This window comes from Halomonas caseinilytica (assembly GCF_001662285.1).
GTDB lineage: Bacteria > Pseudomonadota > Gammaproteobacteria > Pseudomonadales > Halomonadaceae > Halomonas > Halomonas caseinilytica.
In genome coordinates this window covers 369,756-395,538 of record NZ_BDEO01000007.1, presented here as the reverse complement: position 1 = coordinate 395,538, position 25,783 = coordinate 369,756, and the positions used below count along the sequence as shown (strand labels likewise).

Annotated in this window: 28 protein-coding genes; 19 read left to right on the top strand and 9 right to left on the bottom strand. The window is 64.9% G+C overall.

Features of this window, described 5'->3' with window-relative positions; genetic code table 11:
- The first annotated feature begins 3 nt into the window (after positions 1–3).
- Positions 4–471, top strand: a complete 468-nt coding sequence (gene rimI / locus HSDC_RS09505; RefSeq protein WP_064699683.1) for a ribosomal protein S18-alanine N-acetyltransferase — start codon at positions 4–6, stop codon at positions 469–471.
- 8 nt (positions 472–479) lie between these two features.
- On the opposite strand, the gene HSDC_RS09500 is transcribed toward rimI, so the two are convergent.
- Positions 480–716, bottom strand: coding sequence for a cell division protein ZapB (locus HSDC_RS09500; RefSeq protein ID WP_064699682.1), 237 nt, complete (start codon positions 714–716; stop codon positions 480–482).
- A gap of 86 nt (positions 717–802) precedes the next feature.
- Positions 803–1,447 (bottom strand): 16S rRNA (guanine(966)-N(2))-methyltransferase RsmD, encoded by a 645-nt coding sequence (gene rsmD / locus HSDC_RS09495; protein ID WP_064699681.1) that lies wholly within the window; start codon positions 1,445–1,447, stop codon positions 803–805.
- Positions 1,448–1,538: 91 nt separating this feature from the next.
- On the opposite strand from rsmD, the gene ftsY reads away from it, so the two are divergent.
- The 4 genes from ftsY to rpoH all read left to right on the top strand — a co-directional run bounded on the left by ftsY (position 1,539) and on the right by rpoH (position 5,548).
- Positions 1,539–2,921 carry a signal recognition particle-docking protein FtsY gene (gene ftsY / locus HSDC_RS09490; RefSeq protein WP_064699680.1) on the top strand — a complete coding sequence of 461 codons (1,383 nt, stop codon included), beginning with the start codon at positions 1,539–1,541 and terminating at the stop codon, positions 2,919–2,921.
- The gene (ftsE, locus tag HSDC_RS09485) at positions 2,918–3,586 is read left to right on the top strand and encodes a cell division ATP-binding protein FtsE (RefSeq protein ID WP_064699679.1); all 669 of its coding nucleotides are present in this window, start codon (positions 2,918–2,920) and stop codon (positions 3,584–3,586) included. The genes ftsY and ftsE overlap by 4 nt, the downstream gene beginning before the upstream one ends.
- Positions 3,583–4,560 (top strand): permease-like cell division protein FtsX, encoded by a 978-nt coding sequence (gene ftsX / locus HSDC_RS09480; protein WP_064699678.1) that lies wholly within the window; start codon positions 3,583–3,585, stop codon positions 4,558–4,560. The genes ftsE and ftsX overlap by 4 nt, the downstream gene beginning before the upstream one ends.
- A gap of 121 nt (positions 4,561–4,681) precedes the next feature.
- Complete coding sequence (gene rpoH / locus HSDC_RS09475) at positions 4,682–5,548, top strand: RNA polymerase sigma factor RpoH (RefSeq protein WP_064699795.1); 867 nt, start codon at positions 4,682–4,684, stop codon at positions 5,546–5,548.
- A 127-nt stretch (positions 5,549–5,675) separates the two neighbouring features.
- Here the strand turns inward: rpoH and slmA are convergent, their stop codons facing one another.
- The 5 genes from slmA to coaBC are packed head-to-tail and all read right to left on the bottom strand — an operon-like array spanning position 5,676 to position 10,440.
- Entirely contained in the window at positions 5,676–6,287 is a 612-nt protein-coding gene (gene slmA / locus HSDC_RS09470) for a nucleoid occlusion factor SlmA (RefSeq protein WP_064699677.1), read from the bottom strand.
- A gap of 33 nt (positions 6,288–6,320) precedes the next feature.
- Complete coding sequence (gene argB / locus HSDC_RS09465; protein WP_064699676.1) at positions 6,321–7,241, bottom strand: acetylglutamate kinase; 921 nt, start codon at positions 7,239–7,241, stop codon at positions 6,321–6,323.
- Positions 7,242–7,269: 28 nt separating this feature from the next.
- On the bottom strand, positions 7,270–8,667 hold the full coding sequence (locus tag HSDC_RS09460; RefSeq protein WP_064699675.1) for a phosphomannomutase/phosphoglucomutase: 1,398 nt from the start codon (positions 8,665–8,667) through the stop codon (positions 7,270–7,272).
- A 45-nt stretch (positions 8,668–8,712) separates the two neighbouring features.
- Positions 8,713–9,180 (bottom strand): dUTP diphosphatase, encoded by a 468-nt coding sequence (gene dut / locus HSDC_RS09455; protein WP_064699674.1) that lies wholly within the window; start codon positions 9,178–9,180, stop codon positions 8,713–8,715.
- Between the two features lie 24 nt (positions 9,181–9,204).
- The gene (gene coaBC / locus HSDC_RS09450) at positions 9,205–10,440 is read right to left on the bottom strand and encodes a bifunctional phosphopantothenoylcysteine decarboxylase/phosphopantothenate--cysteine ligase CoaBC (protein WP_064699794.1); all 1,236 of its coding nucleotides are present in this window, start codon (positions 10,438–10,440) and stop codon (positions 9,205–9,207) included.
- Positions 10,441–10,629: 189 nt separating this feature from the next.
- Here coaBC and radC point away from each other — a divergent pair, with 189 nt between their 5' ends.
- The 10 genes from radC (at position 10,630) to HSDC_RS09400 (ending at position 19,671) form a co-directional block, all read left to right on the top strand.
- Positions 10,630–11,304: a RadC family protein gene (gene radC, locus HSDC_RS09445; protein ID WP_064699673.1), complete on the top strand. Its 675-nt coding sequence runs from the start codon at positions 10,630–10,632 to the stop codon at positions 11,302–11,304.
- A gap of 150 nt (positions 11,305–11,454) precedes the next feature.
- Positions 11,455–11,691, top strand: coding sequence for a 50S ribosomal protein L28 (gene rpmB, locus HSDC_RS09440; RefSeq protein ID WP_064699672.1), 237 nt, complete (start codon positions 11,455–11,457; stop codon positions 11,689–11,691).
- 36 nt (positions 11,692–11,727) lie between these two features.
- Complete coding sequence (gene rpmG / locus HSDC_RS09435; protein ID WP_064699671.1) at positions 11,728–11,883, top strand: 50S ribosomal protein L33; 156 nt, start codon at positions 11,728–11,730, stop codon at positions 11,881–11,883.
- A 169-nt stretch (positions 11,884–12,052) separates the two neighbouring features.
- A complete protein-coding gene (gene mutM, locus HSDC_RS09430; RefSeq protein WP_064699670.1) occupies positions 12,053–12,877 on the top strand; it encodes a bifunctional DNA-formamidopyrimidine glycosylase/DNA-(apurinic or apyrimidinic site) lyase in 825 nt (274 codons plus the stop codon).
- Positions 12,878–12,920: 43 nt separating this feature from the next.
- Complete coding sequence (locus tag HSDC_RS09425; RefSeq protein WP_064699669.1) at positions 12,921–14,117, top strand: class I SAM-dependent rRNA methyltransferase; 1,197 nt, start codon at positions 12,921–12,923, stop codon at positions 14,115–14,117.
- A gap of 208 nt (positions 14,118–14,325) precedes the next feature.
- Positions 14,326–14,643, top strand: coding sequence for a putative signal transducing protein (locus tag HSDC_RS09420; protein ID WP_082920008.1), 318 nt, complete (start codon positions 14,326–14,328; stop codon positions 14,641–14,643).
- Between the two features lie 53 nt (positions 14,644–14,696).
- Positions 14,697–15,131 carry an acyl-CoA thioesterase gene (locus HSDC_RS09415; protein WP_064699667.1) on the top strand — a complete coding sequence of 145 codons (435 nt, stop codon included), beginning with the start codon at positions 14,697–14,699 and terminating at the stop codon, positions 15,129–15,131.
- A 175-nt stretch (positions 15,132–15,306) separates the two neighbouring features.
- Positions 15,307–16,422 carry an alanine dehydrogenase gene (ald, locus tag HSDC_RS09410; protein WP_064699666.1) on the top strand — a complete coding sequence of 372 codons (1,116 nt, stop codon included), beginning with the start codon at positions 15,307–15,309 and terminating at the stop codon, positions 16,420–16,422.
- Positions 16,423–16,838: 416 nt separating this feature from the next.
- Complete coding sequence (locus HSDC_RS09405) at positions 16,839–17,864, top strand: tryptophan--tRNA ligase (protein WP_064699665.1); 1,026 nt, start codon at positions 16,839–16,841, stop codon at positions 17,862–17,864.
- Between the two features lie 127 nt (positions 17,865–17,991).
- Positions 17,992–19,671 (top strand): NAD-dependent malic enzyme, encoded by a 1,680-nt coding sequence (locus HSDC_RS09400; protein ID WP_064699664.1) that lies wholly within the window; start codon positions 17,992–17,994, stop codon positions 19,669–19,671.
- Positions 19,672–19,798: 127 nt separating this feature from the next.
- Here HSDC_RS09400 and acnA read toward each other — a convergent pair whose 3' ends face one another.
- A complete protein-coding gene (gene acnA, locus HSDC_RS09395) occupies positions 19,799–22,543 on the bottom strand; it encodes an aconitate hydratase AcnA (protein WP_064699663.1) in 2,745 nt (914 codons plus the stop codon).
- 158 nt (positions 22,544–22,701) lie between these two features.
- Between acnA and HSDC_RS09390 the strand changes: the two genes are divergently transcribed.
- The 3 genes from HSDC_RS09390 to trxB all read left to right on the top strand — a co-directional run bounded on the left by HSDC_RS09390 (position 22,702) and on the right by trxB (position 24,759).
- Positions 22,702–22,911: a zinc ribbon domain-containing protein gene (locus tag HSDC_RS09390; protein WP_064699793.1), complete on the top strand. Its 210-nt coding sequence runs from the start codon at positions 22,702–22,704 to the stop codon at positions 22,909–22,911.
- Between the two features lie 157 nt (positions 22,912–23,068).
- Entirely contained in the window at positions 23,069–23,671 is a 603-nt protein-coding gene (locus HSDC_RS09385) for a peroxiredoxin (protein WP_064699662.1), read from the top strand.
- Positions 23,672–23,808: 137 nt separating this feature from the next.
- Positions 23,809–24,759 (top strand): thioredoxin-disulfide reductase, encoded by a 951-nt coding sequence (gene trxB, locus HSDC_RS09380; protein WP_064699661.1) that lies wholly within the window; start codon positions 23,809–23,811, stop codon positions 24,757–24,759.
- Positions 24,760–24,877: 118 nt separating this feature from the next.
- Here trxB and HSDC_RS09375 read toward each other — a convergent pair whose 3' ends face one another.
- Positions 24,878–25,123, bottom strand: coding sequence for a SlyX family protein (locus tag HSDC_RS09375; RefSeq protein WP_064699792.1), 246 nt, complete (start codon positions 25,121–25,123; stop codon positions 24,878–24,880).
- Between the two features lie 137 nt (positions 25,124–25,260).
- Here HSDC_RS09375 and HSDC_RS17030 point away from each other — a divergent pair, with 137 nt between their 5' ends.
- On the top strand, positions 25,261–25,725 hold the full coding sequence (locus HSDC_RS17030) for a cold-shock protein (protein ID WP_064699660.1): 465 nt from the start codon (positions 25,261–25,263) through the stop codon (positions 25,723–25,725).
- Positions 25,726–25,783: the final 58 nt, after the last annotated feature.

Sequence of the window (25,783 nt, the reverse complement as noted above, 5' to 3'; positions counted from 1 at the left end):
GATATGTCTGATCCTTCTTCGGTGGTCCTTCTGAGGCCGTCGGCCCTGGCGGCGCTGCTCGAGCTGGAGCGTGTTTCCCAGGTGTATCCCTTGTCGGCGGCCAGGTTGAGGGCGGCGTTGAGGGATGATGCCGATGTGGTGTTCGGTCTCGAGGAGCAGGGCGAGTTGATCGGTTATGCCATCCTCTCGCGCCAGCCGTTCGATGCCGAGCTTCAGGCCATTCTGGTGGCGCGCCATGCACGTCGTCGTGGTTTGGCATTTGCGCTGATGCAGGCGGTGATCGATCAGGCGCGGGCCTGGAAGAGCGAGCGGCTGCTGCTGGAAGTCAGGGAAGGCAATGCGCCGGCGATCGCGCTCTACCGGCGCATGGGGTTTGCCGAGGATGGGCGCCGTCGCGACTACTATCCCTCGCTGGACGGCGCCGGGCGGGAGGACGCCTTGCTGATGTCACGCCGCCTGGGTGGGGCGTGATCCGGGACTCAGCCGGGCTGCTGCTGGGGCGCCGGCTGCTCTTGCTGTTGCTGTGACGACGACTCGGTCTCGATATCGTCGAACTTGCCCAGCAGTGCGGACAAGCGCCGCTCCCATTCCTCGCGTTCCTGCTTGAGGCGGGCGTTTTCCTCGCGCAGCTCCTCGGCTTCCATCTTCATCAACTCCAGGGCCTCGACGGCGCTGGAGACTTTCTGTTCGAGCTGGTTGAAGAGTTCGATGCTCATCCGTTTCTCCTGATGATGTCCTGCTGAGTCGGGTCCGGCCCGCCGAAAGCGTCCTGCCATCGGCAGCGTAACGCTACCGACGGGGCTCAGCAAGCGTCTTCGGTGGGTGAGTCCTTACCCGTGGGCCGCCGCCGATACAGTCGCCCGGTGCTGTCGCCCGCGCGGACCTCCCGATGCAGGAGCCAGCCGGCGGGTACCTCCGGAGCGAGGGTCGATTCGGTCTCCAGATAGATGCTGGCGTCGTCGCTCAGCCAACCTTGTTCGAGGGCCGCGCAGCAAGCGGCCGCCAGGTCCTGGCGGAAGGGCGGGTCAAGGAAGACGAGCGAATGCGGTGTCGGGTCGGTGGCGAGAAACCGCATGGCATCGGCGTTGATCACCCGGGCGCGGGTGATGCCTAGCGTGGCCAGGTTGCCTTCCAGGGCGCGGCTCGCTCGACCGTCGAGCTCGACCAGGGTAGCGTCGTGGGCGCCGCGTGACAGGGCTTCCAGGCCAAGGGCGCCGGTGCCGGCGAACAGGTCCAGGACCCGCGCACCGGACAGGGTGGGGCCCAGCCAGTTGAAAAGGGTCTCCCGGACCCGGTCGGGCGTGGGACGCAGGCCCGGCAGGTCGAGTACGGGAAGCCGGCGGCGGCGGTATTCGCCACCGATGATGCGCAATTGGCCCTGGCCACGGGCGCCGTCTTTTCGGCGGGGCGTGCGCGAGGGGCGGGAAGGGGAACGGCGTCGAGTCATGGGCGCCGATTGTAGCTGGCGCCTTGTCCACAGTCATGGTGCGCGATGGTAGGATGTGACGATTCGTTCACCCGCGAGGCTGAATCCCCCCATGTTCGGTTTTTTCAAGCGTAAGAAAAAGCAGGAAGAACAGGCGTCCCGGACGCCTGAACAGGAAGTCGAGCGCGACGAGGCAGCGCCTGTCGACGACGAGACGGCGCCGTCCGAGGTCGAGTCGGCCCCCGAGATCGAGCCCGAGCCGACGCCTGAGGTCGAACCAGAACCTGCGCCCGAAGTCGAGCCCGAGCCGACGCCTGAGGTCGAACCGGAACCCGCGCCCGAAGTCGAGCCCGAGCCGACGCCGGAGATCGAGCCGGAGCCCGCGCCTGAAGTCGAGCCCGAACCGACGCCGGAGATCGAGCCGAAGCCCGCGCCCGAAGTCGAGCCCGAGCCGGCGCCGGAGATCGAGCCGGAACCCGTGCCCGAAACCGAGCCCGAGCCGGCGTCCGAGTCGGCGCCAGTTGCTGTCGCCCCCCGGGAAAAGCCCCGTGGCACGAAGAAGGGCTGGTTCGCACGCATCAAGGACGGGCTGGGCAAGACACGTGCCAATCTGACCGATGGTCTGGCGGGGCTGTTCCTCGGCCGCAAACAGATCGACGATGATCTGATGGAAGAGCTCGAGACCCAGTTGCTGATGGCCGATGTGGGAATCGAGGCGACCACCGAGATCATCGATCGACTTACCGATCGGGTCTCGCGCAAGGAGCTCAAGGATCCCGAGGCGCTCTACAAGGCCCTCCAGGAGGAGCTCTCGAGCTTGCTCGAGGGGGTCACCCAGCCCCTGGAACTGCCGCCCAAGGGGGAAGGCCCCTTCGTGATCCTGGTGGTCGGCGTCAACGGTGTCGGCAAGACCACCACCATCGGCAAGCTGACGCAGCGCTTCCAGCGCGAGGGGCGCAGCGTGATGCTGGCCGCCGGCGACACCTTCCGTGCCGCCGCCGTGGAGCAGCTCAAGATCTGGGGCGAGCGCAACGACGTGCCAGTGGTGGCCCAGCATACCGGTGCCGACAGCGCCTCCGTGGTCTACGATGCCCTGGCGGCGGCCAGGGCGCGTGGCATCGACGTGCTGATCGCCGACACGGCTGGGCGCCTGCATAACAAGTCGCACCTGATGGAGGAGTTGAAGAAGGTGCGGCGAGTGATGGGCAAGCTCGATGCCGAGGCCCCGCACGAGGTGATGCTGGTGCTCGATGCCGGCACCGGCCAGAACGCCCTGTCTCAAGCGTCGACCTTCAACGAGGCGGTGCCGGTCACTGGTATCACCCTGACGAAGCTCGATGGCACCGCCAAGGGCGGCATCATCTTTGCCCTGGCGCAGCAGCTCGGCACGCCGATCCGCTTCATTGGTGTGGGCGAGACGCTGGATGATCTGCGTCCGTTCGCGGCCCGCGAGTTCGTCGATGCGCTCTTCGACAGGGACGATGCCGCGGCATGATCGCCTTCGAGCATGTCGGCAAGCGCTATGGCGGGCGCTTCGATGCCCTGGCCCACCTCAACTTCCGGGTCGAGCGTGGCGAGATGGTCTTTCTCACCGGGCATTCCGGGGCCGGCAAGAGTTCGCTGCTGCGCTTGATCATCCGTCTCGAGCGCCCCAGCCGAGGGCGTATCCTGGTAGCAGGCCATGACATCGATCGCCTGCATCATACCCAGGTGCCCTTCTATCGGCGTCAGATCGGGGTGGTCTTCCAGGACCATCAGTTGCTGTTCGACCGCTCGATCTATCATAACGTGGCGCTGCCGCTGGAGATTCAGGGCATGGAGCCGCGGGAGGCCTCGCGCCGGGTGAGGGCGGCGCTCGATAAGGTCGGGCTGCTGCATCGTGAACGTGCACTGCCCATCGAGCTGTCGGGCGGCGAACAGCAACGGGTGGGCATCGCCCGCGCGGTGGTCAACAAGCCCGCCCTGCTGCTGGCCGACGAGCCGACGGGGAACCTCGATCCTCAGCTGTCGGCCGATATCATGTCGCTGTTCGAAGACTTCAATCGGATCGGCACCACGGTGATGGTGGCCAGTCACGACCTGGCGCTGATTGCGCGCCTGCGGCATCGTACCCTTCGCTTGCATGAAGGGCGTCTGGTGGCCGACGAGGAGGCCGTATGAGCTCTCAAGGACAGGAGCGGAGCCGACGCGGCGCCCGGACCCATCGCGCCAGCGCCGGGGGGCGATGGCGCAGCTGGGGCCGCCACCATCGGGCCATGAGCCTGGACAGTGCCCAGCGGCTGTTGCGTTATCCGCTGAGCAGCCTGTTGACCATGCTGGCCATCGCGATTGCGCTGGTGCTGCCGGCGGGGCTCTGGCTGGCCCTGGACGGGGCTCGGCTGCTCGATGCCGAGCTCGACGAGAGCGCTACCCTGACAGCCTATCTCGCCGATCGGGTCGACGACGGCGAGGCCGGGCGCATCGAGGAGGCGCTCTCGGCGCACGAGGGCGTGGCGGAGACCCGCTTGATCACCGCTGCCGAAGGCATGGCCGAGTTTCAACAATCGCTGGGGCTCGAGGATGCCCTGGCGCGCTTGCCCGGCAATCCGTTGCCGGCCAGCGTGGTGGTCACGCCCGCCGATACGTCGCCCGAGTCCGTGCGTCGACTGGCAGGTGAGCTGGAGGCCGTGAGTGGCGTCGAGGAGGTGAGACTCGACCTCGCCTGGCTGGAGCGCCTGCGTCATCTGGCGGAACTCGGCCAGAGGGTCACGCTGGCCTTGGCCGTGCTGTTCGGTATGGGCGTGCTGCTGGTGGTGGGCAATACCATTCGCCTGGCCGTCGAGAATCGCCGTCAGGAGATCGAGGTGGTGACCCTGATCGGCGCTACCCATCCGTTCGTGCGGCGTCCTTTCCTGTACAGCGGCGCCTGGTACGGCCTGGGAGGCGGCATTCTGGCCTGCGGGCTGCTGACGCTCGGCGGCGATTGGCTGTCCGGGCCGGTCTCGGCCTTGGCGGCCAGCTACGGCGCCAGTTTCGCCCTGCCTGCCCTTGGATTCGGGGGGTCGGCAATACTTCTCGCATGTAGTACACTACTTGGCTGGCTGGGGGCCTGGATCGCGGTCAGTCGTCATCTGGCGCAGATCCGCCCCCGCTGATGCCATGGGTCACGAAAGTTTCATGGCGAATTCATCGCAAGCCGGAACCAAATCGGTCCCGTGTCGTCAAAGGCAGCGATTACCGATTCCACACATGGGTTTCGAGGGAGACAACCTGCACATGAGCACCAGTCTTCTGCCGGTGGGCCACCTTTCACCGGGCCACGACCTCAATGGTTACATCCAGGCGGTGAACGGGATTCCCATGCTCACCGTGGACGAGGAGCGTGAGCTGGCCTTTCGCCTCCATGACGAGGGCGACCTCGAGGCGGCGCGCCGTCTGGTGATGTCTCACCTGCGCTTCGTCGTGCATATCGCGCGGAGCTATTCCGGCTATGGCCTGGCTCAGGCGGACCTGATCCAGGAGGGCAACGTCGGCCTGATGAAGGCGGTCAAGCGCTTCGACCCCAATCAGGGCGTGCGTCTGGTGTCCTTCGCGGTCCACTGGATCAAGGCCGAGATCCACGAATTCGTGCTGCGCAACTGGCGGATCGTCAAGGTTGCCACCACCAAGGCCCAGCGCAAGCTGTTCTTCAACCTGCGTGGCGCCAAGAAGCGCCTGGCCTGGCTGAACAGCAATGAGGTCGAGGCCATCGCCAAGGACCTCGACGTCAAACCCGAGGTGGTGCGCGAGATGGAGGGGCGTCTGTCGGCCCATGATGCCGGCTTCGATGCCGCGCCCGGCGAGGACGAGGAATCCGCCTATCAGGCGCCGGTGCACTACCTGGACGACGCTTCCCAGGATCCGGCCACGCAGCTCGAGGACAGCGACTGGGAGGAAGACTCCACCCAGCGTCTGCAGGCGGCCCTGTCCGAGCTGGATGAGCGTTCCCGCGATATCCTCCAGCGCCGCTGGTTGAGCGACAGCAAGTCGACGCTCCACGATCTGGCCGATGTCTATGGCGTGTCGGCCGAGCGCATTCGCCAGCTCGAGAAGAACGCCATGAAGAAGATTCGTCAGCACATCGGCGATACCCTGGCGGCGTGACCAGCTTCGCGTGAAATGCCCATGAGTCAGCTATTGAGGCGACTTCAGGCATCCGGCGATTCAGCATGCACAAGAAAGCCCCGGCCAATGGCCGGGGCTTTTGCGTTGGTGGCTGTTGCCGGGAGCGTCAAACGGTCTGGGGCGTTTCTCGAAGCAGGCGAGCGGAGAGCGCCTGCCATTGGTCGTCCCAGTGCTCCGTGGGCAGACGCTTGAAATCGCTGCGCACGTACTGGGAGATACGCCCCTCGACTTGGGCCAGCAGCATGTTGGCGGCGGCCGGGATCGGTAGTACGGGGCGTCGTCCTTCACGCAGTTCGGCCTCACGCAGTATCTGCTTGAGCTGGGTTTCCAGGCGCTCGAAGAGCTGATGGATGCGCTTGCGCAGCCGGGCAGTCTCGCCGGTCAGGGCATCGCCACCGAGCAGGCGCGACAGGCCGGGATTCTTCTCGGCGAAACCGAGCAGCAGGGTGAGGATCTGGCCACAGCGTGGCACCGTTTCGGGCACCTCTTCGAGGATGCGACCGATGCGCTCGAACAGCGTCTGTTCGATGAATTCGATGAGCCCCTCGAACATGCGCGCCTTGCTGGGGAAGTGGCGATAGAGCGCCGCTTCCGAGACGCCGACCTGGCGAGCCAGGGCGGCGATGGTGATGCGTTTGCCGCTGTCTTCCTCCAGCATCAGCGCCAGCCCTTGCAGAATCTGGTCGCGGCGGCTGGAGGTCGGGGTTTCCTGCGTCATGATGTGCTTTTCTTGTCAGTCGATGGGAAAGGGTCAAGCGTCGTGCGTCGCCTCGTCTCCGGCATTGGTGATCAGGGTGCCCACGCCGGCGTTGGTGAAGATCTCGAGCAGGGTGGCGTGGGGGACTCGGCCGTCGATGATATGGGCGCTGGCCACGCCGCCCTTCACGGACTCCAGGGCGCAGCGGATCTTCGGCAGCATGCCGCCATGAATGGTGCCATCGGCGATCATGGCGTCGACCTGGGCGGTGCTGAGACCGGTCAGCACCTCGCCGTCGGCATTCATCAGTCCGGCCACGTTGGTCAGCAGCATCAGCTTCTCGGCATCCAGTGCCTCGGCCACCTTGCCGGCCACCAGGTCGGCATTGATGTTGAAGCTGCGGCCTGACGCGTCGACACCGATCGGTGCGATCACCGGGATGAAGTCTCGGCCGGCGAGCATCTCGATGAGATCGGTGGAGATGTGCTCCACTTCGCCCACGTGGCCGATGTCGATGATTTCCGGCGCCGTCATCTCCGGACTCTGGTGCTCGACCTTCAACTGGCGGGCACGAATCTGGGCGCCATCCTTGCCGGTCAGGCCGATGGCCTTGCCGCCGCACTGGTTGATCAGGTTGACGATGCCCTTGTTGACCAGCCCGCCGAGCACCATTTCGACGACGTCCATGGTCTCGGCGTCGGTGACGCGCATGCCGTTGACGAAGCGCGACTCGATGTTGAGCTTCCCGAGCAGCTCGCCGATCTGCGGGCCACCACCGTGAACGACCACCGGATTGATGCCGACTTCCTTCATCAGCACCATGTCGCGGGCGAAGGAATCGATCAGCGGGTCCTCGGTCATGGCGTTGCCGCCGTACTTGACCACCACGGTCTTGCCGGAGAAGCGTTGAATGTAGGGAAGTGCCTCGGAAAGCACTTCCACTACCTGGCGTGGGTCACGGGTCTGTTCGGTCATGTCGGGTTCCGTGTCGAGGAGCGAGGCGTCAGAGCGTAATCTCGAGTGTCGGGTCTACCTGCTTGAGGGCGTCGGCGAAACGGGCGCGTATGCGTGCCAGTGCTGCCTCGCTCTTGCCCTCGAAGCGCAGCACCAGCACCGGGGTGGTGTTGGAGGCACGGCACAGTCCCCAGCCGTCCGGGTAGTCGACGCGAATGCCGTCCAGGGTGGTCTTGACGCCGTCGTCACCGAAGTCGCCTTCCCGAGCCAGGCGCGCGACGAGGTCGAACTTGGTCTCGTCGGTCACCGTGACGTTGATTTCGGGAGTGCCGATATCCTGAGGATAGCGCGCGAAGAAGGCGTCGGCGTCGAGAGATTGGCGCGACAGCACCTCCAGCAGGCGAGCGGCGCCGTAGAGGCCGTCGTCGAAGCCGAACCAGCGCTCCTTGAAGAAGATGTGGCCGCTCATCTCACCGGCGAGCAGTGCGCCGGTTTCCTTCATGCGCGCCTTGATCAGTGAGTGGCCGGTGCGCCACATTTCCGGTGTGCCGCCTGCCTGCTCGATCACCCTGCCCAAGTTGCCGGTGCACTTGACGTCGAAGATCACCCGGGCGCCGGGGTTGCGCTCCAGCATGTCCTCGGCGAACGCCATCATCAGATGGTCGGGATAGATCAGCTGGCCCGAGGGCGTGACCACGCCGAGCCGGTCGCCGTCGCCATCGAAGGCCAGGCCGATGTCGGCCCCCCTTGCCTGGACCTCGGCGATCAGGTCCTTGAGGTTTTCCGGCTTGCCGGGGTCCGGGTGGTGATTGGGGAAGGTGCCGTCGATCTCGGCATAGAGCGGGATGGTCTCGGCGCCGAGGCGTTCCACGAGCTTCGGGCCGAGCTCGCCGGCCACACCGTTGCCGCAATCCACCACGGCCTTGATCGGTCGCGTCAGGACGACATCGCCGAGGATGCGCTCCAGGTAGGCATCGCGCAGATCCTGCTGGCTCACCTGCCCTTGGCCTTCGGTCAGGTCGCCTTCCTCGAGGCGGCGGTGCAGGTCGGTGATGGTGTCGCCGGAGAGCGTCTCGCCGCCGAGCACGATCTTGAAGCCGTTGTAGTCGGGCGGGTTGTGACTGCCGGTGACCATCACGCCGGAAGCCGTGCCCTCCACGACGTGGGTGGCGAAGTAGAGCACCGGTGTCGGCACCATGCCGATGTCGATCACGTCGCAGCCCGAGGCAGTCAGGCCGCGCGTCAGGGCCGCGAGCATGCGAGGGCCGGAGAGGCGACCGTCACGCGCGACGATCACCCGGGACTCGCCCTTCGCTCTGGCGGCACTGCCGATGGCCCGGCCGATGCTTTCGACGCCGGGTTCGGTGAGGGTGTCGTCGACCACGCCGCGGATGTCATAGGCGCGGAAGATGGAGGCGGGCGCAGAGTGGGTGCTGTCTGTCGTCATGTCATCGGTCCTTGATCGTGAAAGAGGTCAATGGCGTCGCCGGGATCAGTGACGGCCGGAGCTGCCGAAGCCGCCCATGCCCCGTGCGCTGGCATCGAAGTCATCGACGACCTCGAGGTCGGCCTGCACCACCGGCACCAGGACGTACTGGGCCAGGCGTTCGAAGGGCTCCAGCGTGAAGGTCGTGTGGCCCCGATTCCAGACCGAGACCATCAACTCGCCCTGATAGTCGGAGTCGATCAGCCCCACCAGGTTGCCGAGCACGATGCCGTGCTTGTGGCCGAGCCCCGAGCGGGGCAGGACCATGCCGGCGAGTCCCGGGTCGGCGATGTGGATGGCGAGTCCGGTGCGTACCAGCTCGCAGTCGCCTGGCTCGAGTGTCAGGGGAGCGTCGAGCAGGGCTCGCAGGTCCATGCCCGCGGAGCCGGCAGTGGCGTAATGGGGCAGGTGATCGCGCATGCGCTCGTCGAGCAGCTTGACGGCGAGACGGGGGCGGTCGGGAAATGTCGGCATCGGGTGTCTTCCGGAATCGAGGTGTCAGGCGTGGTGAAGGGGAGCCAGTCGGGTCAGTGCCCGTCGCAGAATGGCCTCGGCCAGTCGTGACTTGGGTTGCGGGGGCTGGGGATCGCGGTCGATGGCGTCGCCGTCGCGCCAGAGCAGCACGGCGGCGTTGTCGTCGGCACCGAAGCCGAGTCCGGCCCGGGAGACATCGTTGGCCACCACCATGTCGAGTTGCTTGCGTGTCAGCTTGTCCCGGCCATAGCGCTCGAGGTCACGGGTCTCGGCGGCGAAGCCGATGACAAAGGGGCGACGTGTGTCCCGCGCGGCGATGCGAGCGATGATGTCGGGGTTCTTCACCAGGCGCAGGGTCATGGCGTCTTCGTCGTCACGCTTCTTGAGCTTGTGCTCGGCTGGCGCCTCGGCGCGATAGTCGGCCACGGCGGCACAGCCGATGAACAGGTCGCAATCGTCGGCGAGGCGTTCGGCGGCCGCCAGCATGTCGTCGGCGCTTTCCACATCGTGCCGGGCCACGCCGGCCGGCGTGGACAGGGCGACCGGGCCGCTGATCAGGTGTACCTCGGCGCCCAGAGCCGCGGCGGCAGTGGCCAGCGCGTAGCCCATCTTGCCGGAGCTGTGGTTGGAGAGATAGCGAACCGGGTCGAGGGCCTCGCGGGTCGGCCCGGCGGTGATCACTACCTTCAGGCCCTCGGCAGGGCGCTCCACCGCTCCGGACAAGCCGGCCATGATGGCCATGATGGCCTCCGGCTCGAGCATGCGACCAGGCCCCACGTCGCCGCAGGCCTGGTCGCCGCTGTCGGGGCCCAGCAGGCGCCAGCCATCTTCGGTGAGCTGACGGGCGTTGCGTGCGGTAGCGGGGTGGCCCCACATGGCCTGGTTCATGGCCGGCGCCATGAACTTTTCGGCATGACTGGCCAGGCACAAGGTGGTGAGCAGGTCGTCCGCGTGACCCTGTGCCAGGCGCGCCATCAAGTCGGCAGTCGCCGGGGCGATCAGGATGCGGTCGGCCCAGCGGGCCAGCTCGATGTGGCCCATGCCAGCTTCGGCCTCGGGGTCGAGCAAGGAGGTGCGCACCGCCTCGCCGGTCAGGGCCTGGAGCGTCAGGGGCGCGATGAAGGCCTGGGCGCCCTCGGTCATGACCACGCGCACTTCGAAGCCTGCCTGCTTGAGCAGACGGGCCAGGTGTGCGCTCTTGTAGGCGGCGATACCGGCGCCGATCCCGAGCAGGATGCGTTTTCCGGGCAGTGCAGACATGGTGGTGTCCAAGCGTGAATCCGGTCGTCTACCTTACCACTCGCAGGGTGGCTTGCGTAGCCGGCGCCGATCGGTGATCCCGCGTCAGCGCCATGGTGACTACACTAGGGGCGAAGGGGTGCCGTTGAAGCGGCAGGGGCGGCGTGCATGGCCAAGGCAAGGACGATGGACATGCATGTGGAGGCAAGGATGTCGATTCGCGACTGGCCGGAGGGCGAACGCCCCCGAGAAAAACTACTGGCGCTGGGCTCGGAGGCGCTCTCTGATGCCGAGTTGCTGGCGATCTTCCTGCGCGTCGGGGTGCCGGGGCGCTCCGCCGTGGATCTGGCGCGGGATCTGTTGTCGAGCTTTGGCGGCCTGCGCCCCTTGCTGGAGGCCGATCAACGGACCTTCTGTGCCGAGCGCGGGTTGGGGCAGGCCAAGTACGTACAGTTGCAGGCGGTGCTGGAGCTGGCGCGGCGCCATCTGGCCAGCCGGCTGGATCGCGAGGCAGCCCTGACCTCGCCGGGACTGGTCCGCGACTACCTGTCGTCGCGATTGCGTCACCTCGGGCATGAGGAATTCGCCGCTCTCTTTCTCGACAGCCAGCACCGGGTGATCCGCTACGAGTCGCTGTTCCGGGGAACGCTGGACAGTGCCTCGGTGTACCCTCGTGAAGTGGCACGCCGAGCCCTGGAGCTGGGCGCCGGCGCGATGATCTTCGCGCACAACCATCCCTCCGGGGTAGCCGAGCCGAGCGACGCCGACCGGCGGATCACCGAGCGGCTCAGGCAGGCGCTCGCGTTGTTCGAGATTCGGGTGCTGGACCACTTCGTGGTCGGGGATGGCGAGGTAGTATCCTTTACCGAGCAAGGCCTGCTATAATCTCGCGTCTCGCTTGTCTGGCCCGGCCAACTCTGGTATAAAGTGCAGCCTTTGAATTCCCTTGGGTCAAATGACACGGGGTCGCCCCGGTTTGCCCGACAGGTTTTGAACACTCAGGATAATATCCTGGCCAAGCGGTTGGAGGCTCTCATGTCCAAAGTATGTCAGGTTACCGGCAAGCGCCCGGTGACTGGTCACAACGTATCTCACTCTCAGCGCAAGACCACGCGTCGTTTTGTGCCGAACCTGCACACCCACCGTTTCTGGGTGGAAGCCGAGAAGCGCTTCGTCAAGCTGCGCGTCTCCACCAAGGGTATGCGCATCATCGACAAGAAGGGTATCGATGCGGTGCTCAGCGATATCCGTAAGCGCGGCGAGACCGTTTAAGACACCCCAGCGCCCGATCCATCAGGGAGAAGAGTCATGCGTGACAAGATCAGAATGGTGTCCAGCGCCGGTACCGGCCACTTCTACACCACCGACAAGAACAAGCGGAACACCCCGGACAAGCTCGAAATGAAGAAGTTCGACCCGGTGGTCCGCAAGCGTGTCATCTACAAGGAAGCCAAGATCAAGTGATCGCGATGCCGCTGCGCTGATGCGCGGCATCCTGGCCGTCGGCCCCGTTCGCAACAGCGTGCCGGGTCGTTCGATGGCTTCCTTCCGCAGGTAGTTAGAGCCTGTCCGCCTGAACCCGGCCCGATGGTCGGGTTCTTGCGTATGTCATCCCGATGCCGGAACTCCCGTCATGCCCGAGCTTCCCGAGGTCGAAACCACACGTCGAGGCATTGCCCCTCATGTCGAGGCGCGCGAGATCCGCGAGGTGATCGTGCGGCAGTCGCGCCTGCGCCATCCGGTGCCGGAGGATCTCGTCGATCGCCTGGTCGGGGCGCGCCTGGGCCGGCTGGAGCGTCGCGCCAAGTATCTGCTGGTGCCGGTGGTCGGGGAGCAGGGCGGGACCCTGCTGTGTCATCTGGGCATGTCCGGCAGCCTACGCATCGCACGGCTGGGCGAGCTGCCCAAGAAGCATGATCATGTCGACCTGGTGTTCGATGACGGCGGTATCCTGCGCTACCACGATCCGCGTCGCTTCGGCTTCATCGATTGGCTGGACGGCGATGCCGAGCAGGATCGGCGGTTGGCGAAGCTAGGGCCGGAGCCGCTCTCGGAGGCCTTCGATGGCGAGCGGCTCTATGCCATGTCCCGGAAGCGACGGCTGGCGGTCAAGCCCTTCCTGATGGATAACGCCGTGGTGGTCGGCGTCGGCAACATCTATGCCGCCGAGGCCCTGTTCCTGGCGGGTATCGACCCGCGCCGTGAAGCGGGGCGCATCTCGCGCAAGCGTTATACGCGCCTGGCCGATGCCATCCGAGAGGTGCTGGCCGCCGCGATCACGCAGGGGGGAACGACGCTGAGGGATTTTGTCAGCGGCACCGGCGAGCCGGGGTACTTCGCCCAGCGGCTCAATGTGTATGGCCGCGACGGTGAGCCCTGCCGACGCTGTGGCGCCGAGTTGCGTCTGGTGACCCTGGGGCAGCGTGCCAGCGTCTTCTGTGCCGGGTGCCAGCGCTGAGCTGGTGGCCCTGCCCATTTCTACATCAATCACGAGATTTCCGATGACCGCTCTACGCTCACTGCGCCTCAAGAAGAACGCCGACCGGCGGCTGAAGGCCGGCCATCTCTGGCTGTATTCCAACGAGATCGATACCGGCGCCACACCGCTCAAGGACTTCGCGCCGGGCGAGCAGGCGGTGGTGGAAGCCGCGAACGGCAAGGCCATGGGCGTGGCCTACGTCAATGCTCACTCATTGATCTGCGCGCGCCTGGTCTCCCGCGATGCCGGCACCGTCCTCGATCGCTCGCTGCTGGTGCACCGTCTCAATCAGGCCCTGTCGCTGCGCCAGCGCCTGTTCGCCAAGCCCTACTATCGCCTGGTGCACGGTGAAGGCGACCTGTTGCCCGGGCTGGTGATCGATCGTTTCGACGATGTCCTGGTGGTGCAACTCAATACCGCCGGCATGGAGGCCGTACGCGAGCCGTTGCTCGATGCCCTGGACAAGGTGCTGTCGCCGCGCGTGGTGGTGCTGCGCCATGATACCAGCGGTCGCCGCATGGAAGGACTCGAGGGCGGCGTCGAGGTGCTCGGCGACGAGCCGCCCGAGAACGTCGAGCTGGAAGAGAACGGCGTGCGCTTCATCGCACCGGTGCTGGATGGTCAGAAGACCGGCTGGTTCTTCGATCATCGCGCCAACCGGGCTTGGCTCAACGGCCTGGTGGCTGGCAAGCGGGTGCTGGATCTGTTCAGCTATGTCGGTGGCTGGGGCATTCAGGCGGCCGCACACGGCGCCAGCGAAGTCCTGTGCGTCGATGCCAGTGAGCGCGCACTTCAGGGCGTAGCCGAGAACGCCGAGTTGAATGGTCTCCAGGAGCGCGTCGCGGTGGGCGAGGGAGATGCCTTCGAGGCGTTGGCCGCTCTCAAGGCCGACGACGAGCGCTTCGACGTGGTGATCCTCGACCCGCCGGCCTTCATCAAGAAACGCAAGGACACGGCCGCCGGAGAGCGTGCCTATGGCCGGCTCAACCGCGAGGCGATGCGCCTGCTGGGGCGCGATGGTCTGCTGGTCTCGGCTTCCTGCTCCATGCATCTGGGCATGGATCGTCTCACGGATGTGGTGCGTGGCGCCGCTCGTCATCAGGACCGACATGGCCAGGTGATCTTCCAGGGGCATCAGGGGCCGGACCATCCCGTGCATCCCGCCATTCCCGAGACCTCTTATCTGAAGGCGCTGGGGGTGCGGGTCTTCCGCGACTAGTTTCTGTGAAAAGTGCCTGCGCTCGGTTATACGGCGTTGAAAATCTGCTCAAAATGCTCATTTACTCCTTGTAAACTCCGCTTTTTCGCAGATTTTCGCCTTGTCTAACCTTCGCGCGTCGACTTTTCAGACAGTGCTTGGGGCCTGTGAAAAGTGCCTGGCCCCGTCGATGGTGCTGAGGAGTGCTCATCATGAGGAAGGTCGCGTCGTGAGGGATATCGATTTCGTCCGCGTCTTCGCGCACTCGAATCCACTGCTGGTCAGCCATGTGGCCAATCTGCTCGAGTCGGCCGGCATCCCGGTGGAGCGTCGCAACATGACGCTGGGCGGCGCTTCGGGAGAGCTGCCGCCTGTCGAGTGCGAGCCCGAAGTGTGGGTGGCGCCTCACAATCGCGCTCAGGCCGAGGACCTGATCCGGGCGAGCCGGCAGGGCGAAGCGCGTCCCGATTGGGTCTGTCCCGGTTGTGGCGAAGTGCTCGAAGGTGTCTTCGATGGTTGCTGGAGGTGCGGCCGCGATCGACCATGATGTCGCCACCAGCCTGGATCTCGACCCCAACAAGCGACAGGGAGTATGCCGTCATGTCCTGGGACCTGCCCGATCCTTTCATCATTGATCTTGACGTCGCGCCGTCGAGTATCGACGACTATGGCCATGCCAACAACGCCGAATACCTGCGCTGGGTGGAGCGCATCAGTTGGCGTCACTCGGAGCATCTGGGGCTCAGCCTGGCCCGCTATCGCGAGCTGGATCGTGCCATGGCGGTGCACCGGCACGAGCTTGACTACCTGGCGCCGGCTTTCGAAGGCGACAGGCTGCAACTGGCGACCTGGATCGTCGATTGTGACGGCCGCCTGACGCTGACGCGCCGTTTTCAGCTCAGGCAGCGCGAGGGTGGCCAGACGTTATTGCGTGCCCGCACTCGTTTCGCCTGCATCGAGCTTTCCAGTGGCCGCCCTCGGCGCCTGCCGGATGAGTTTCGGCGTTGCTACGGAGCGGCTCTGGTCAGCGAGTGACCGGTGGGCGCAAGTCTTTCTGTCTGATCTTCTTTTGGCAGATGTATTTTCGATGTCGCGGCGGTCTTGTCCGCGTTTTTTTTGTTTTTCTTCCGTGATCTCTGCGTGTATGCACTGTTGTGCTGTAATGGGATGAGTACGCTGTTGTCCACCGTTCGCTCATCGGAGGAATCCCATGAAGATCGCCGTGCCGAAGGAAATCAAGAACCACGAATATCGCGTAGCCCTGACCCCCAGCGGGGCTCGCGAGTTGGTCGGCCGTGGCCACGAGGTCATTGTCCAGGCCGCCGCCGGTGAAGGCGCCGGCTTCAGCGACGCCGACTTCGAGGCGGCCGGCGCTCGACTGGAGGCCGATGTGGCCAGGCTGTGGGATGAGGCCGAGCTGATTCTCAAGGTCAAGGAACCCCAGGCCGAGGAAGTCGCCAGGCTGACCCGCGGGCAGACCCTGTTCACCTATCTGCACCTGGCGGCCGAGGAAGCGCTGACCAAGGGGCTGCTCGAAAGCGGTGCCACCTGCATTGCCTACGAGACCATCACCGCCTCCGAAGGCGGCCTGCCGTTGCTGGCGCCAATGAGCACCGTGGCAGGCCGCATGGCCGTCCAGGCCGGTGCGCACAGTCTCGAGAAGGCCCAAGGCGGTTCCGGTGTGCTGCTTCCGGGCGTGCCGGGCGTGGCGCCGGCCAGGGTCACGGTCATCGGTGGCGGTGTGGTCGGCGAGAACGCCGCTCGCATGGCCTTGGGGCTGGGTGCCGAAGTGACGGTGCTGGACAAGTCCATTCCGCGCCTCGAGACCCTGGACGACCGCTATCAGGGCCGCATGAAGACGGTATTCTCCACGGCCGATGCGCTTGAGGAAGCGGTGCGCGAGTCGGATCTGGTCATCGGCGCCGTGCTGGTGCCCGGGGCCGCCGCGCCCAAGCTGATCACGCGGGAGATGCTGTCCGACATGAAGCCTGGCAGCGTGCTGGTGGATGTGGCCATCGACCAGGGTGGCTGCTTCGAGACCAGCAGGCCCACGACTCATGCCGAACCGACCTATGTGGTGGATGGCGTGGTGCACTATTGCGTGGCCAACATGCCAGGCGCGGTGGCACGCACCTCCACCCAGGCGTTGACCAACGCCACCCTGCCGTTCGTGCTGTCGCTTGCCGACAAGGGCTGGCAGAAGGCGCTGGCCGACGACGACCACTTCGCCGCGGGGCTCAATGTTCACGACGGCAAACTCACCTACCGTGCCGTGGCCGAAGCCTTCGGGCTGGAGTATGTGGAAGCCGCCACCTTGATCGGCTGAGACGGGGCCGACTCGTTGACGAAAGGCCAGGGCTGCCGCGTGGAGTCCTGGCCTTTTCTCGATCTGAGGTTGGTTTCTTTCCCTGGCGACGACTGCGATGCCTCGTCAGGGAGCTCCTGACGAGGGGCGACGGGACCAAGCCGAAGAGGAGATCCGACGCCAAGGGTGAGAAGCACTGCTCCGAACGGGCTGGCCATGGATGGCCAGCACTGGTCCTGCAAGCGGAGCAGGATACTACGAGAGCGCCGCTGGGCGTCGGTAGTGTACAAGGAGGTATTCACAGCACTTCCTCGCGATCAGCCCCGGGCAGATACGACTCTCTGCACTAGCCCTGCGACTTGTTCCCGGCAGGTCGCCTTGACCGGGGCCTCGCGTTACCATGGCGGGCATTCCAGAGTCAGCAGAGTCCCGCTTTCATGACTGCATCATCCGACAAGACCCGTGTGCTCACGGGCATCACCACCACCGGTACTCCCCACCTGGGCAACTATGTCGGCGCCATCAAGCCCGCCATCGCCGCGAGCCAGGACCCGAGCGTCCAGTCCTACTATTTCCTCGCCGACCTGCATGCGCTGATCAAGAGCCAGGACCCGAAGCGGGTCCAGCAGTCGCGCCTGGAGATCGCCGCCACCTGGCTGGCCCTGGGGCTGGATACCGATAATGCCATCTTCTATCGGCAGTCGGACATTCCCGAGATTCCCGAGCTGACCTGGATGCTGTCCTGCGTCTGCGCCAAGGGCCTGATGAATCGTGCCCATGCCTACAAGGCGGCGGTGGCCGACAACGAGCAGGCCGGTCATCCGGACCCGGACAAGGGCGTGACCATGGGGCTGTTCGGCTATCCGGTGCTGATGGCTGCCGACATCCTGATGTTCAACGCCCAGCGCGTGCCGGTGGGACGCGACCAGATCCAGCACATCGAGATGGCGCGCGACATGGCCGGCCGCTTCAATCACCTCTTCAAGGGCCAGTACTTCACCCTGCCCGATGCGGTGGTCGACGAGCGGGTCGAGGTTCTGGGCGGGCTCGATGGACGCAAGATGTCCAAGAGCTACGACAACACCATCCCGCTGTTCGTCTCCGAGAAGAAGCTGCTCAAGCTGGTGCGCAAGATCAAGACCAACTCGCTGGAACCCGGCGAGCCCAAGGATCCGGATAGCTGCACGCTGTTCCAGATCTACTCGGCCTTCGCCAGTCAGGAAGAGGCGGCCGAGATGCGTACCGAATACGAGAACGGGATCGGCTGGGGCGAGGCCAAGAACCGGGTCTTCGAATACCTCAATGAACAACTTCGCGAGCCGAGGGAGCGCTACCAGGCGCTGCTGGAAGATCCTGCTCACATCGAGAACGTGCTTCGCCAGGGGGCCGAGCGTGCCCGTGCCGAGGCCGCGCCTTTCATGGATCGGCTGCGCCAGGCGGTAGGTCTGGGACGTTTCGTCTGATTCGCCACGCTGAACGGTGCTTCCAGGAGGCTTGGTCTCCATGGGCGGTGCGCCGACGTGGTAGAGTAGCGCCCAAGTCGCCGCAGAGCGTCACGGCCCGGATTCCAGAGACAGCAGAGACGAACCGATGACCAGAGAAGCCAAGCGCCCCCTCTATATTCCCTACGCCGGGCCCCCCTTGCTCGAGATGCCGCTGCTCAACAAGGGGAGTGCCTTCACTCGCGAGGAACGCCTCGAGTTCAACCTGATCGGCCTGTTGCCGCAGAATGTCGAGACCATCGAGGAACAGGTCGAGCGGGCCTATCGCCAGTATCGCCAGTGCCAGAACGATCTGGACCGGCACATTTATCTGCGCGCCATCCAGGACGACAACGAGACACTTTATTTTCGTCTGGTCTCCGAGCATCTCGAGGAGATGCTGCCGATCATCTATACCCCCACGGTGGGGCAGGCCTGCGAAGAATTCTCCAACATCTATCGCAACCATCGTGGCCTGTTCATTTCCTATCCCGATCGGGACCGCATGGACGATATCCTGCGCAGCGCCACCAAGGACAAGGTCAAGGTGATCGTGGTCACCGATGGTGAGCGTATCCTGGGGCTGGGCGATCAGGGGATCGGCGGCATGGGAATTCCCATCGGCAAACTTTCCCTGTACACCGCCTGTGGCGGCATCAGCCCGGCCTATACGCTGCCGATCACGCTCGATGTGGGCACCAACAACCAGGCTCTGCTCGACGACCCGATGTACATGGGCTGGCGACATCCGCGTGTCTCCCAGGAAGAGTACGATGCCTTCATGGCAGACTTCATCGCGGCCGTGAAGCGTCGCTGGCCTCAGGTGCTGCTGCAGTTCGAGGACTTCGCCCAGGCCAATGCCATGCCGCTGCTGGAGCGTTACCGCGACGAGCTGTGCTGCTTCAATGACGACATCCAGGGAACTGCCTCGGTCTGCGTGGGCACCCTGATGGCGGCGTGCAAGGCTCGGGGCGAAGGCGTGGCCGATCAGCGTGTGGTCTTCGTGGGAGCAGGGTCCGCCGGTTGCGGCATCGCCGAGCAAGTGGTGGTGGCCATGCAAGCCGAGGGCCTGTCGGAACAGGAGGCCCGGGCGCGCGTCTTCATGGTCGACCGCGAGGGGCTGGTGACCTCGGAACAGTCCTGGCTACGCGATTTCCAGCGGCGGTTGGCGCAGGACCCCTCGCTGGTCGAGGGCTGGGACGGGCAGGCGCTGCTCGAGGTGGTCAAGCAGGTGCGTCCGACGGTGCTGCTCGGTGTTTGCGGCCAACAGGGCCTGTTCACCGAAGAGGTGATCCGCACCATGCATGCCGGTTGCCCTTCGCCGCTGGTGATGCCGCTTTCCAACCCGACCTCCCGAGCCGAAGCGTTGCCGGAAGACGTGATCCGCTGGACCGACGGCCAGGCCATGGTGGCCACGGGCAGCCCCTTCGCGCCGGTAGAGTATCAGGGACGCCAGTATCCCATCGCCCAGTGTAACAACGCCTATATCTTTCCGGGCATCGGGCTCGGTGTGGTGGCCGCCGGTGCGCGCCGGGTCACCGACGGCATGCTGATGGCGGCTTCCCGTGCCCTGGCGGCGGAAGCGCCGGTGGCCAAGACCGGTGAAGGGGCGGTGTTGCCGGCCCTGTCGAAGATCCGGGATCTGTCCAAGGCGATCGCCTTCGAAGTGGCCGCCCAGGCGCAGAAGGAGGAAGTGGCCCTGAAAAGCGATGAAAAGGCCATCCGTGCCGCCATCGAGCGCCACTTCTGGTATCCGGAGTATCGGGATTATCGGCGCCGTTCCTTCTGACATCGTCGGCGTGCGGTGATGTGCCCCTGCTGCGCGTTGGCGTTGCTCGCAAGATAGCGACCCGCCACAAAGAAGCCCCCGCCGGTGAACCGGCGGGGGCTTTTGCGTCAAGGGGGAAAGGCGGCGATCAGGCCGCGCCGATCATCTTGCGCAGAACATAGTGCAGGATGCCGCCGTGGAGGTAGTATTCCAGCTCGTTGGCGGTATCGATGCGACACAGAGCCTCGATGCGTTTCTCACCCTTGGGACTGGCGATGGTCACCTCGACCTTGCCGCCCGGTGTCAGCTCCGAGAGGCCGGCGATGGAGATGCGCTCGTCGCCGGTCAGACCCAGGGTCTCTCGGGTGTCGCCCTCGGTGAACTGCAGCGGTACCACGCCCATGCCGATCAGGTTGGAGCGGTGGATGCGCTCGAAGGATTCGGCCAGCACGGCACGCACGCCGAGCAGTCGAGTGCCCTTGGCGGCCCAGTCACGCGAGGAGCCGGTGCCGTACTCCTTGCCGGCGATGACCACCAGCGGCGTGCCTTCCTGCTGGTACTTCATGGCCGCGTCATAGATGGACATCTGTTCGCCGGATGGCACGTGGCGGGTCTCGCCGCCGACCACACCGTCGAGCATCTCGTTTTTGATGCGCACGTTGGCGAAGGTGCCGCGCATCATGATCTCGTGGTTACCGCGACGCGAGCCGTAGGAGTTGAAGTCCACTGGCTTGACGCCGCGCTCCTGGAGGTAACGACCGGCGGGGCTGTCGGGCTTGATGGCGCCGGCCGGCGAGATGTGGTCGGTGGTCACCGAGTCGCCGAGCAGGGCCAGGATGTGGGCCCCCTCGACATCCTCGGTGGCGGCGGGCTCACGCCCCATGCCTTCGAAGAAGGGCGGATGCTGGATGTAGGTTGAGTCATCGGACCACTGGTAGACCTGGCTCTCGGGTACGTCGATGGCCTTCCAGACGTCGTCGCCGTCGAAGACCTCGGCGTATTCCTTGCGGAACATCTCGGTCTTGACCTTCTCCACCGCCTCGGCGATCTCCGCCTGGCTGGGCCAGATGTCCTTGAGATATACCGGCTGGCCATCGTCGCCGGTGCCGAGCGGCTCGTTGGCGAGGTCCTTGCGCACGTTGCCGGCCAGGGCATAGGCCACCACCAGGGGAGGTGAGGCCAGCCAGTTGGTCTTGACCAGCGGATGTACCCGCCCCTCGAAGTTGCGGTTGCCCGACAGCACCGAAGCCACGGTCAGGTCGCCGGCCTCGACGGCTTTCTCGATGGCCTCCGGCAGCGGTCCGGAGTTGCCGATGCAGGTGGTGCAGCCATAGCCCACCAGGTTGAAGCCCAGTTCGTTCAGGTCATCCTGGACGCCGCCGGCGGCGAGGTAGTCGGTCACCACCTTGGAGCCGGGGGCCAGCGAGGTCTTGACCCAGGGCTTGGTCTTGAGGCCGCGTGCCAGGGCGTTACGCGCCAGTAGACCGGCAGCCATCATCACGCTGGGGTTGGAGGTGTTGGTGCAGGAGGTGATGGCAGCGATCACTACGGCGCCGGGGTCGAGCCGGAAAGCCTCGCCTTCCATGTCGACTTCCTGGCTGTCGTGATGCTCGTAGCTTTCCTCGACGCCCACGGCGGTCTGGCCGCCTTCGGAGAACAGGCGACCCTTCTCGGTGGCCGGCAACGGTTTGCCGTCCTCTTCCATCACCTTGGCAAAGGCCGTCGGCATGTCCTTGAGGGCGACGCGGTCCTGGGGGCGCTTGGGACCCGCCAGGCTGGACTCCACTTCGTCCATGTCGAGGTGCAGGGTGTCGCTGAAGATCGGCTCGTGGCCGGGTTCGCGCCACAGGCCCTGGGCCTTGCAGTAGGCTTCGACCAGCTCGACCTGGGCGTCCTCGCGGCCGGTCAGCCGGAGGTAATTGAGGGTTTCGTCGTCGACCGGGAAGAAGCCGCAGGTGGCGCCGTACTCGGGGGCCATGTTGGCGATGGTGGCGCGGTCGGCCAACGGCAGATCGGCGAGGCCGTCGCCGTAGAATTCGACGAACTTGCCTACCACGCCGCGCTCGCGCAGCATCTGGGTCACCGTCAGCACCAGGTCGGTGGCGGTGATGCCTTCGCGAAGCTTGCCGGTGAGCTTGAAGCCGACGACCTCGGGAATCAGCATCGAGACCGGCTGGCCGAGCATGGCGGCCTCGGCCTCAATGCCGCCCACGCCCCAGCCGAGCACGCCCAGGCCGTTGATCATGGTGGTGTGGGAATCGGTGCCCACCAAGGTGTCGGGATAGGCGAAGGTCTTGCCGTCTTCTTCCTTGGTCCACACCGTCTTGCCCAGGTACTCGAGGTTGACCTGGTGGCAGATGCCGGTACCCGGCGGTACCACCCGGAAGTTGTCGAAGGCCTGCTGACCCCAGCGCAGGAACTCGTAGCGCTCGCGGTTGCGCTCCATCTCGATGGCCACGTTGTCGCGAAACGCCGTGGGGTTGCCGAACTTGTCGACCATCACCGAGTGGTCGATGACCAGATCGACGGGCGACAGCGGGTTGATGCGCGAGGGATCCTCGCCGAGACCCTCGACGGCGGCACGCATGGAGGCGAGGTCGACCACGCCGGGCACGCCGGTAAAGTCCTGCATCAGGACCCGGGCCGGGCGGTAGCCGATTTCGCGGTCGGATGAGGCGTTCTGCTGCCAGTCGACCAGTGCCTGCATGTCTTCGCGGGCGACGCTGGGGTCGGAAGCGAAGCGCAACTGGTTCTCGAGCAGGATCTTGAGCGTCATCGGCAGGCGGTCGATGTTGCCAAGGGCTTCGGCGGCTTTCGGCAGGCTGTAATAGTGGTAGGTCGTGCCTGCGGCCTCGAAGGTCTGCAAGGTATCCGGTGTGGACTCGGTGCTCATTGCTATCCTCCTGTCACGGGGAGTGTCGAACCATCCTGGGTTCGTAGTCTTACATGGTCATGATAGAAGGGGTTTTCAACCATTGCGCCAGGGCGTTGGCCTTGAAACGGCGCCTGTCATCCCCATTTCCGTTGGATTGAATGTTGGTCGGAGGAGCCGTGCACGAGGACGCGCTGGAGAGCCGATCGGTTCGTTGTCCCTACTGCGACACGCCCTTTGCGTTGCTGGTCGATGCCTCCCAGGGGAGCCACGCGACCTGGGAGGATTGCCCGCGCTGCTGTGCCCCGATCCAGGTACGTATCGAGGTGTCGTCGATCAGCGGGGACATCGTGTCGGTCACCCTGGGGCGCGACGATGATGTACTGTGAGGCGTGCCGATCTGGTGAATCCCTGTTGTGCACGGCACAATAGGTTGCGGCTATGCATGCCATAGCGTCGAGCCAATGGTTCGGCGGTCGTGGCTGGCCTAGTGTGATATCCCCTTTTTCATCATCGTTGACACTTCTACGACTGCAAGGAGCTCCAATGAGCGTACTGGTTGGACGTCAAGCGCCCGATTTCGAAGCCGCGGCTGTCCTCGGCAACGGCGAGATCGTCGAGAACTTCAAGCTTTCCGACAGCCACGGCAAGTTGCGCGTGCTGTTCTTCTGGCCGCTGGACTTTACCTTCGTCTGCCCCTCCGAGATCATCGCCCATGACAATCGTTTGGCGCAGTTCAAGGAGCTCGGTGTCGAGGTGATCGGCGTGTCCATCGATTCTCAGTTCACCCACCACGCCTGGCGCCGGACCTCTCCCGAGAAGGGTGGCATCGGTGAGGTTGGCTTCCCGATCGTGGCCGATGTCAAGCACGAGGTCACCAATGCCTACGGCATCGAGCATCCGGATGCCGGCGTGGCGATGCGTGCTTCCTTCCTGATCGACGAGAATGGCGTCGTCCAGCACCAGGTGGTCAACAACCTGCCGCTGGGCCGCAACGTCGACGAGATGCTGCGCATGGTCAAGGCGCTCAAGTTCCACCAGCAGCATGGCGAAGTCTGCCCGGCTGGCTGGGACGAAGGCCAGGAAGGCATGAAAGACACCGCCGAGGGGGTCGCCAAGTACCTGGGCACCCACGCCGAGGCGCTCTGAGCGCCGCAGGGCAAGTTCGGGGGCGGCGGTTGCCGCTCCCGGCAGCGGCCCGACCGTAGTGGCCTGCGCCATGCCGATGGTGCGTCGGCATCGCCCAGTCCGTTGCGTTACCCATTGCCAGAGTTGCGAGGTATCCCATGAGCGAAGCGCGCCACGAACGCCTGATCATTCTCGGGTCCGGGCCGGCCGGTTACACGGCCGCCGTCTATGCGGCCCGGGCCAACCTCAAGCCGTTGTTGATCACCGGCATCCAGGCCGGCGGCCAGTTGACGACCACCACCGATGTGGACAACTGGCCCGGTGATGATGCTGGGGTCCAGGGGCCTGAGCTGATGGAGCGGATGAAGCGGCATGCCGAACGTTTCGAGACCGAGGTGATGTTCGATCACATCCACGAGGTCGAGCTGAGGGAGCGCCCCTTCACGCTCAAGGGCGACAACGGCACCTATACCTGCGACGCGCTGATCATCTCCACGGGCGCCAGCGCCCGTTATCTGGGGCTGGAATCCGAGAGCCGCTTCATGGGGCAGGGCGTGTCGGCCTGCGCAACCTGTGACGGTTTCTTCTACCGCAATCAGGATGTCGTGGTGGTCGGTGGCGGCAATACCGCTGTCGAGGAGGCGCTGTATCTCTCCAACATCGCGTCGAAGGTGACCCTGGTGCACCGCCGTGACAGCCTGCGTGCCGAGAAGATCCTGCAGGACAAGCTGTTCGACAAGGTCGAGAACGGCAATATCGAGGTGATCTGGAACCATACCCTCGACGAAGTGCTCGGCGACAATACCGGTGTGACCGGGGCGCGGCTCAAGTCCACCGAGGACGGTAGCACCCGCGAGGTCGACGCTCCGGGCGTGTTCATCGCCATCGGCCACAGCCCCAACACCGGCATCTTCGAGGGGCAGCTGGACATGGCCGGCGGCTATATCAAGGTCCAGTCGGGGCTCGAGGGCAACGCTACCGCCACCAGCGTCCCCGGCGTCTTCGCCGCCGGCGATGTCATGGACCACGTCTATCGCCAGGCCGTGACCTCCGCGGGCAGTGGCTGCATGGCAGCCCTGGATGCCGAGCGGTATCTCGACGAAAGCTAGAAGCGTGTGGCTGACGCTGCCAGAAGAATGAAGACCGGCGCTGCGCGTCTGGAAGGGAGAAGACGACCCCGCCCCTAAGTCCTGGAGCTAACCTGTCTTTCTTCTTCCTTCTTGGGTCTCAATAATGCGGCGGCAGTTCGTCCTCGGGGCCAGGGAGCGCCATGTCGTTTTCCTGCAGGGCTTGTTGCTGGTCACGAATCTTGCGTTGCATCAGTTCGTTGAGTCGCTCGAGTTGGGCCAGGCGTTTTTCCTGCTGTGCCACGCTGCGGTCCAAGGTGTCCAGCCAGTCCTCCTGATAGGCGTATCGGCTTTCCAGGGCGGTCAGGCGTGCCTGGAGATCGGAAAGCGTGTCATCTTGCTTCATGATAGAATCCTTGTGCTGCATGCCACCGTTCATCGTGGCATCGGTCTCGGTTCGGGGGCGGTGCATCGCGCCGTGAAGTGCCTCGTTACCGCGTTATTCCTTCCTTTCTATTACGACAAAGAGAGCATCAGACGTTTATGAATCGAAAGGTCGTGTTGCGTTGCAGTCTCATCAGCCTGTTGCTGGCCGCGCCGTCACCGTTACTGGTGGCCTTGTTCGTTTATCTCGCCGGTGGCGCCATGTCCAGGGAGATAGCCGCCAGTCTCGAGATAGGGGGCGTGGGCATCGTCTATCTGGCCGTGGCTCTGGCGGTTTTCGTTCTTTTGCTGATCGCCACCCTGGCAGTCAATGCCCTGACGCCTCAGTTGGTCAACCTGGCCGAGGTCGAGGACGATGATCGCGAGATCGGCGAGGTCAAGTGGTTCAATGTCAACAAGGGGTACGGTTTCATCACTCGCGACAGTGGCGAGGACGTGTTCGTGCATTTTCGAGCCATTCGCGGCCGTGGGCATCGCACCCTGGCCGAGGGCCAGAAGGTGAAGTACCAGGTGTCGCGCAATGAGCGGGGCTTGCAGGCCGACGATGTCACCGTGATTACCTGAAAACCGGCCTGCACTTGATCATACTGTGTTGGAAGGTCGTCTCGAGATGCTCATTTAG

Excerpts from the sequence above, each read along its gene's own strand:
- rimI (WP_064699683.1), top strand. The coding sequence starts at position 4 with ATGTCTGATCCTTCTTCGGTGGTCCTTCTGAGGCCGTCGGCCCTGGCG.
- HSDC_RS09500 (WP_064699682.1), bottom strand. The coding sequence starts at position 716 with ATGAGCATCGAACTCTTCAACCAGCTCGAACAGAAAGTCTCCAGCGCC.
- rsmD (WP_064699681.1), bottom strand. The coding sequence starts at position 1,447 with ATGACTCGACGCCGTTCCCCTTCCCGCCCCTCGCGCACGCCCCGCCGA.
- ftsY (WP_064699680.1), top strand. The coding sequence starts at position 1,539 with ATGTTCGGTTTTTTCAAGCGTAAGAAAAAGCAGGAAGAACAGGCGTCC.
- ftsE (WP_064699679.1), top strand. The coding sequence starts at position 2,918 with ATGATCGCCTTCGAGCATGTCGGCAAGCGCTATGGCGGGCGCTTCGAT.
- ftsX (WP_064699678.1), top strand. The coding sequence starts at position 3,583 with ATGAGCTCTCAAGGACAGGAGCGGAGCCGACGCGGCGCCCGGACCCAT.
- rpoH (WP_064699795.1), top strand. The coding sequence starts at position 4,682 with ATGAGCACCAGTCTTCTGCCGGTGGGCCACCTTTCACCGGGCCACGAC.
- slmA (WP_064699677.1), bottom strand. The coding sequence starts at position 6,287 with ATGACGCAGGAAACCCCGACCTCCAGCCGCCGCGACCAGATTCTGCAA.
- argB (WP_064699676.1), bottom strand. The coding sequence starts at position 7,241 with ATGACCGAACAGACCCGTGACCCACGCCAGGTAGTGGAAGTGCTTTCC.
- HSDC_RS09460 (WP_064699675.1), bottom strand. The coding sequence starts at position 8,667 with ATGACGACAGACAGCACCCACTCTGCGCCCGCCTCCATCTTCCGCGCC.
- dut (WP_064699674.1), bottom strand. The coding sequence starts at position 9,180 with ATGCCGACATTTCCCGACCGCCCCCGTCTCGCCGTCAAGCTGCTCGAC.
- coaBC (WP_064699794.1), bottom strand. The coding sequence starts at position 10,440 with ATGTCTGCACTGCCCGGAAAACGCATCCTGCTCGGGATCGGCGCCGGT.
- radC (WP_064699673.1), top strand. The coding sequence starts at position 10,630 with ATGTCGATTCGCGACTGGCCGGAGGGCGAACGCCCCCGAGAAAAACTA.
- rpmB (WP_064699672.1), top strand. The coding sequence starts at position 11,455 with ATGTCCAAAGTATGTCAGGTTACCGGCAAGCGCCCGGTGACTGGTCAC.
- rpmG (WP_064699671.1), top strand. The coding sequence starts at position 11,728 with ATGCGTGACAAGATCAGAATGGTGTCCAGCGCCGGTACCGGCCACTTC.
- mutM (WP_064699670.1), top strand. The coding sequence starts at position 12,053 with ATGCCCGAGCTTCCCGAGGTCGAAACCACACGTCGAGGCATTGCCCCT.
- HSDC_RS09425 (WP_064699669.1), top strand. The coding sequence starts at position 12,921 with ATGACCGCTCTACGCTCACTGCGCCTCAAGAAGAACGCCGACCGGCGG.
- HSDC_RS09415 (WP_064699667.1), top strand. The coding sequence starts at position 14,697 with ATGTCCTGGGACCTGCCCGATCCTTTCATCATTGATCTTGACGTCGCG.
- ald (WP_064699666.1), top strand. The coding sequence starts at position 15,307 with ATGAAGATCGCCGTGCCGAAGGAAATCAAGAACCACGAATATCGCGTA.
- HSDC_RS09405 (WP_064699665.1), top strand. The coding sequence starts at position 16,839 with ATGACTGCATCATCCGACAAGACCCGTGTGCTCACGGGCATCACCACC.
- HSDC_RS09400 (WP_064699664.1), top strand. The coding sequence starts at position 17,992 with ATGACCAGAGAAGCCAAGCGCCCCCTCTATATTCCCTACGCCGGGCCC.
- acnA (WP_064699663.1), bottom strand. The coding sequence starts at position 22,543 with ATGAGCACCGAGTCCACACCGGATACCTTGCAGACCTTCGAGGCCGCA.
- HSDC_RS09385 (WP_064699662.1), top strand. The coding sequence starts at position 23,069 with ATGAGCGTACTGGTTGGACGTCAAGCGCCCGATTTCGAAGCCGCGGCT.
- trxB (WP_064699661.1), top strand. The coding sequence starts at position 23,809 with ATGAGCGAAGCGCGCCACGAACGCCTGATCATTCTCGGGTCCGGGCCG.
- HSDC_RS09375 (WP_064699792.1), bottom strand. The coding sequence starts at position 25,123 with ATGAAGCAAGATGACACGCTTTCCGATCTCCAGGCACGCCTGACCGCC.
- HSDC_RS17030 (WP_064699660.1), top strand. The coding sequence starts at position 25,261 with ATGAATCGAAAGGTCGTGTTGCGTTGCAGTCTCATCAGCCTGTTGCTG.